The sequence below is a fragment of the Stenotrophomonas sp. STEN008 genome (genome assembly GCF_056760435.1).
On record NZ_JBRRET010000071.1, the window covers coordinates 1 to 5,795 of the forward strand.

The 5,795-nt window shown below is 67.1% G+C and carries 6 protein-coding genes; all 6 read right to left on the reverse strand.

Features of this window, described 5'->3' with window-relative positions; translation table 11 throughout:
- Positions 1 to 178 precede the first annotated feature (178 nt).
- The gene (locus ACVOME_RS18440) at positions 179 to 496 is read right to left on the reverse strand and encodes a hypothetical protein (protein WP_481505382.1); all 318 of its coding nucleotides are present in this window, start codon (positions 494 to 496) and stop codon (positions 179 to 181) included.
- Between the two features lie 257 nt (positions 497 to 753).
- A complete protein-coding gene (gene phoU, locus ACVOME_RS18445) occupies positions 754 to 1,461 on the reverse strand; it encodes a phosphate signaling complex protein PhoU (protein ID WP_053518201.1) in 708 nt (235 codons plus the stop codon).
- Positions 1,462 to 1,528: 67 nt separating this feature from the next.
- Positions 1,529 to 2,359, reverse strand: a complete 831-nt coding sequence (gene pstB / locus ACVOME_RS18450; protein WP_481505383.1) for a phosphate ABC transporter ATP-binding protein PstB — start codon at positions 2,357 to 2,359, stop codon at positions 1,529 to 1,531.
- 19 nt (positions 2,360 to 2,378) lie between these two features.
- Positions 2,379 to 3,242: a phosphate ABC transporter permease PstA gene (gene pstA, locus ACVOME_RS18455; RefSeq protein ID WP_053518203.1), complete on the reverse strand. Its 864-nt coding sequence runs from the start codon at positions 3,240 to 3,242 to the stop codon at positions 2,379 to 2,381.
- Positions 3,242 to 4,210 carry a phosphate ABC transporter permease subunit PstC gene (gene pstC / locus ACVOME_RS18460; protein ID WP_053518204.1) on the reverse strand — a complete coding sequence of 323 codons (969 nt, stop codon included), beginning with the start codon at positions 4,208 to 4,210 and terminating at the stop codon, positions 3,242 to 3,244. Before pstC ends, pstA begins: the two co-directional genes overlap by 1 nt.
- 82 nt (positions 4,211 to 4,292) lie before the next feature.
- Positions 4,293 to 5,381, reverse strand: a complete 1,089-nt coding sequence (gene pstS, locus ACVOME_RS18465; RefSeq protein WP_053518206.1) for a phosphate ABC transporter substrate-binding protein PstS — start codon at positions 5,379 to 5,381, stop codon at positions 4,293 to 4,295.
- Positions 5,382 to 5,795 lie beyond the last annotated feature (414 nt).

A 5,795-nucleotide genomic window follows, 5' to 3' on the forward strand; every position in this document is an offset into this window, starting at 1 on the left:
GTGCAAGGAAGCGCACATCGTTGCTGGCCACCACCGGCAGGGGGCGGCGGGGCGCGGGGCCCAGCGGCCCGCCGGGTGTGGGCGACCCCCCCCCCCCCGCCGGGGGGGGGGGGGCCCCCCCCCGGGGGGGCGCGCGGGGTGCCGGGCCCCCCGCCGGTGGACAGCGCTGGCGCGGACGTCAGTGCTTGCCACCGCACTTGCCTTCGCCGCACTTGCCTTCGGCCGCCTTCTTGTCGCCGGTGCTCTTGGCCTTTGCATCGGTGCCGGCGGCGGCCTTGCCCTTGTCGCCACCACACTTGCCTTCGGCATGCTTGGCGGCGTCGCCGGTACGCGCGTCGGCAGCCTTGGCATCGGTGGCCTTGGCGGCCTGGCCGGCCACCAGATAGCCCTGCGCCAGATCGCTCATGCTCAGAGCCGAAGCGCTGGCCGTCATGCCCAGGCCGGCGACAAGGGCGGTAGCGGTCAGCAGGGACAGGGTCTTGTTGGTACTGCTCATCGGTTGTGCTCCTGGGTGGTGTGGGCAGGTGCCCGGGTGGCCGGCAGAGGTGCCGGTGGAAGCGATCGTGCGCCGATCCTACTCAACGAATCCTCGCAGAGAACTCAAATTTTCGTGAGATTTTCCGCGCAGTCAGGGGGCGGGGCCTTGCCAGGCAGGCGCGGCGCCTTTGGAAATGCTGGAAGGCCCAAAAAGAAAGGCCGCTGTCGCGCGGACAGCGGCCACTCTGGAGTCGACTCCGGTGTTGCAGTGCAGCGTCAGGGCTGACCGGTGCTGGAGGTTTCGTCGCGCTTCTCGCGCGGCGGCAGCGGCTGCTCTCCATGCACGAGGAACCAGACGTTCTCGGCGATGTTGGTGGCGTGGTCGCCCACGCGTTCCAGATTCTTGGCCATGAACAGCAGGTGGGTGCACGGCGTGATGTTGCGCGGATCTTCCATCATGTAGGTCAGCAGTTCGCGGAACAGCGCGGTGTACTGCGCATCCAGGCGCGCGTCATCCTCGCGCAGGGCCAGCGCCGCCTCGGCATCATTGTCGCGGTAGGCCGCGATGGCGCGGCGCACCTGCTGTGCGGCCAGCCGGCCCAGGGCGCGCAGGCCCTGGATCTGCGGCAGCGGCGGCACCTTGCCCAGTGCGATCGAACGCTTGGCAACGTTGGCCGCGTAGTCGCCGATCCGCTCGATGTCGGCGGGGATGCGCAGGCCCGCAAGAATTTCGCGCAGGTCGCGCGCCATCGGGCCGCGCAGCGCAAGGCGCATCACGTCGTGGCTGATCTGCTGCTCCAGTGCATCGATCGCCTCATCGTTGGCGATGATGCGATGGGCGGCGTTCTCATCGCGCTTCTCGATCACGTCCATCGATGCTTCGAGCTGGGCGACGGCCATCTCGCCCATGCGCACGATTTCGGCCACCAGGCGCTGCTGCTCTTCGTCGTAGCTCTTGACGATGTGGTCGTTGGGAAGATTCATGGTTGTTCCGTCATGTAGAGCCGGGCCATGCCCGACTTGCGTTGTCTGTGAAGAAGCCGCGGTCCGGTCAGCCGAAGCGACCGGTGATGTAGTCCTCGGTCTGCTGCTTGGACGGCTGCGAGAAGATCACTTCGGTGCGGTCATGTTCGATCAGGTCGCCCAGGTACATGAAGGCGGTGTAGTCCGATACGCGGGCGGCCTGCTGCATGTTGTGGGTGACGATGACGATGGTGTAATCGTTCTTGAGCTCTTCCACCAGCTGCTCGATGCGGCTGGTGGAGATCGGGTCCAGTGCCGAAGTCGGTTCGTCCAGCAGCAGCACGTCGGGGCGCAGGGCGACGGCGCGGGCGATGCACAGGCGCTGCTGCTGGCCACCGGAAAGACCCAGCGCGCTCTGGTTGAGCTTGTCCTTCACCTCGTCCCACAGCGCGCCCTGACGCAGTGCCTGCTCGACGCGGTCGCTCATCTCACCCTTGGACAGCTTCTCGTGGTGGCGGATGCCGTAGGCCACGTTCTCGAAGATCGTCATCGGGAACGGCACCGGCTTCTGGAACACCATGCCTACTTTGCTGCGCAGCCGGTTCATCGGGAACTTCGGCGACAGGATGTTCTCGCCGTCCAGCAGCACTTCGCCGCGTGCTTCCAGCTTCGGGTACAGCGCGTAGATGCGGTTGAAGATGCGCAGCAGGGTCGACTTGCCGCAACCGGAGGGGCCGATCAGCGCGGTGACGCGCTTTTCCGGGATCTCCAGGTTGATGCCCTTGAGGGCGTGGAATTTGTCGTAGTAGAAGTCCAGGCCACGCGCAGCGAGCTTGACCGGAGCCGGGGTATGCAGGTTCTCGTGCGAGGCCGGCACGGCGATGCGCTGCATCGGCACGGCACTGGAAAGATCGTTCATGGTGGTTTCCACGGAAAGGTCAGTCATGGGAGATGCGGTTGCGCAGCAGGAGGCCGCGGGCGGCGAGGCTGACCAGCAACACGAAGACGGTCAGCACCAGGGCACCGGCCCAGGCCAGCACCTGCCAGGATTCGTACGGGCTGCCGGCGAACTGGTTCATCACCACCGGCACCGAGGCCATCGGCTGGAACACGTTGCTGTTCCAGTACTGGTTGCCGAAGGCAGTGAACAGCAGCGGTGCGGTCTCACCGGAGATGCGGGCCAGCGCCAGCAGGATGCCGGTGATGATGCCGGCCGAGGCGCTGCGGTAGAGCACCTGCACGATCACCTTCCATTGCGGGATGCCCAGCGACAGCGCCGCTTCGCGCATCTGCGAGGGCACCAGGCGCAGCATTTCGTCGGTGGTACGCACCACCACCGGCAGCACGATGAAGGCCAGCGACAGCGCACCGGCGAAGGCGGAGAACTGGCCGCCGGTCTGCATCACGTACAGGGTGTAGACGAACAGGCCCAGCACGATCGACGGGGCCGACAGCAGGATGTCGTTGACGAAGCGGACCACGGTGCCGGCCTTGCGGGCATTGCCGTACTCGGCCAGCCAGGTGCCGGCCAGGACACCCAGCGGGGTGCCGATGCCGATCGCCAGCGCACACATCACCGCGCTGCCGAAGAAGGCGTTGGCCAGGCCGCCTTCCTGCATGGGCGGCGGTGTCATCTTGGTGAACAGGTCCAGGTTGATGCCGGCCAGGCCCTTCGCGGCCAGGGTGAACAGGATCCAGCCCAGGAAGAACAGACCGAACAGCGCGGTGGCGCAGGACAGCGCGATGGCGACGACATTGCCGATGCGGCGGCGCAGGTACAGCGAGTCAGCGGTGGTGGACATCAGTTGCCCTCCTTGCGGGCCAGGCGCATCAGCATCAGGCGGGCGATGGCGAGCACCACGAAGGTGACGATGAACAGGACGAAGCCAAGCAGCAGCAGCGCCGAGCGGTAGGTTTCAGTGGCCTCGCCGAAGTCGTTGGCGATCAGGGCGGCGATGGTGGTGCCCGGCTCCAGCAGTGACGGCGACAGGCGCACGCTGTTGCCGATCACGAAGGCCACGGCCATGGTCTCGCCCAGTGCGCGGCCAAGGCCGAGGAAGACGCCGCCGATCACCGCCGAACGGGTGTAGGGCAGCACGATGTCCCAGCTCACTTCCCACTTGGTCGACCCCAGCGCATAGGCCGATTCCTTCAGGCGGGTCGGTACGGTCAGGAACACCTCGCGCATGACCGAAGAGATGAACGGGATGACCATGATGGCCAGCACGAAGCCGGCGGTCAGCATGCCGATGCCCAGCGGCGGGCCCTGGAAGATCGGGCCGATGACCGGCCATTCGCCCAGCGTTTCGTTGAGGAACGGGGTGACGTACTCGGTCATCACCGGCACCAGCACGAACAGGCCCCACATGCCGTAGATGATGGAGGGAATGCCTGCCAGCAGTTCGATGGCGGTGCCGACCGGCCCCCGCAGCCAGCGTGGCGCCACTTCGGTCAGGAAGAACGCGATGCCGAAGCTGACCGGCACGGCGATGACCATCGCGATCAGCGCGGTGACCAGGGTGCCGTAGATCGGAGCGAGCGCACCGAACTTGTTTTCGACCGGATTCCAGTCGGAAGAGAAGAAGAAGCTCAGGCCCTGCATCTGCAGGGCATGACGGCCGCCCCACAGCATCGACAGAGCCGCGCAGGCCAGGGCGATCAGGACGAAGATGACGGTGCCGACCAGCACCCATCGGAACAGTTTGTCGTTGCGGGCATCACGCGCGTCACGCGTGGACGGGGCGGCTACAGGCTGGGCGATGGCATTCATGGGGACGGCAGGGCCAGGAAGGGGCGGGGCGGCACGGCGTGGAAGACACGGTGCCCGCACGCGGCGGGCACCGTCGGGTCCATCACTTCAGTTCGGTCGCCCAGTAGGCCTCGATCTGCGTGACCAGTTCGGCCGGCAGCGGCACATAGTGCAGCTCGTTGGCCTGGGCCTGGCCGTTCTCGAAGGCCCACTTGAAGAAGGCCAGGGTGTCCTGGTTGCGCTTGGCATCCTTCGGCTGCTTCTGCATCAGCATGAAGTTGGTGGCGGTGATCGGCCACGCCTGCTCACCCGGGGCATTGGTGATGACCAGATTGAAGTCCTTGGCGCTGGCCCAGTCGGCGCTGGCGGCCGCAGCGGCGAAGGTCTCCGCGCTCGGCTGCACCCAGGTGCCGGCGGCATTCTGCAGCGAGGTGTACGGCATGGCGTTCTGCAGCGCGTAGGCCAGTTCGACGTAGCCGATCGAGCCCTTGATCTGCTTGACGTACGAGGCGACGCCTTCGTTGCCCTTGCCGCCCACACCGTCCGGCCACTGCACCGAAGTGCCTTCGCCGACCTTGCTCTTCCACTCCGGGCTGACCTTGGACAGGTAGTTGGAGAAGTTGAAGGTGGTGCCCGAACCGTCCGAACGGTGGACGATGGTGATCTTGCCGTCCGGCAGGGTCACGCCAGGGTTGGCAGCGACGATCGCCGGGTCGTTCCAGGTCTTGACCTTGCCGAGGAAGATGTCGGCCAGCAGGGCACCGCTCAGGCGCAGCTTGCCGGCTTCCAGGCCTTCGATGTTGACGACCGGCACCACGCCGCCGATGGCCGACGGGAACTGGGCCAGGCCGGCCTGCGCCAGCTCCTCGCTGCTCAGCGGCTTGTCGGACGAGCCGAAGTCGACCGTGCCGGCCTTGATCTGGGCGATGCCGCCGCCGGAACCGATGGACTGGTAGTTGATCTTGGCGCCGGTGCTGGCGTTGTAGTCGGCCGACCACTTCGACACCAGCGGGAAGATGAAGGACGCGCCGGCGCCGGAGACTTCGGCGGTCACCTTCGCACCGGCGGCAGCCGGGGCAGCGGCACCGTCGGCGGCCGGCTGCTGCGCGGCCTGCTTGTCGCCACCGCAGGCCGACAGGCCCAGGGCGATGGCCAGGGAAAGGGCGGCGAGGCCGGCCGAGTGCAGTTTCATGGTCACTCCATAGCGGGGAAGAGCCGACGGCGTCGGCGGATGCGGCTATGAAATGATGTTTTTGTTACAGCCGTATGACGTCCATGACAGAGGTGTCCTGGATCACGTTCCAACAAGGGTTTCACAGGGTCGTCGCCCACTGCGGACACCCCCGGAGACCGCCGCGGCCGCCCGATCTGCGCACCGGCAGGGTTGCCCCGGGCCGGTGCAGGATCGAGCCCCACGCTCCGCTGGGACGGCAGGCCGGACCCCACAAACGAGAAGAGCGCCCGATACCCCGGGTCTAGCGCCCCGGGGGGGCCGCGGGGGGGGGAGGCCCCCCCCGCCCCCCCGCCGGGGGGGGGGGGGGGCGCGGGCGCGCAGAACGCGAAATTTTAGCGGTTTTGGTGGCGGGGGGCGGGCGTACGGCCGGGG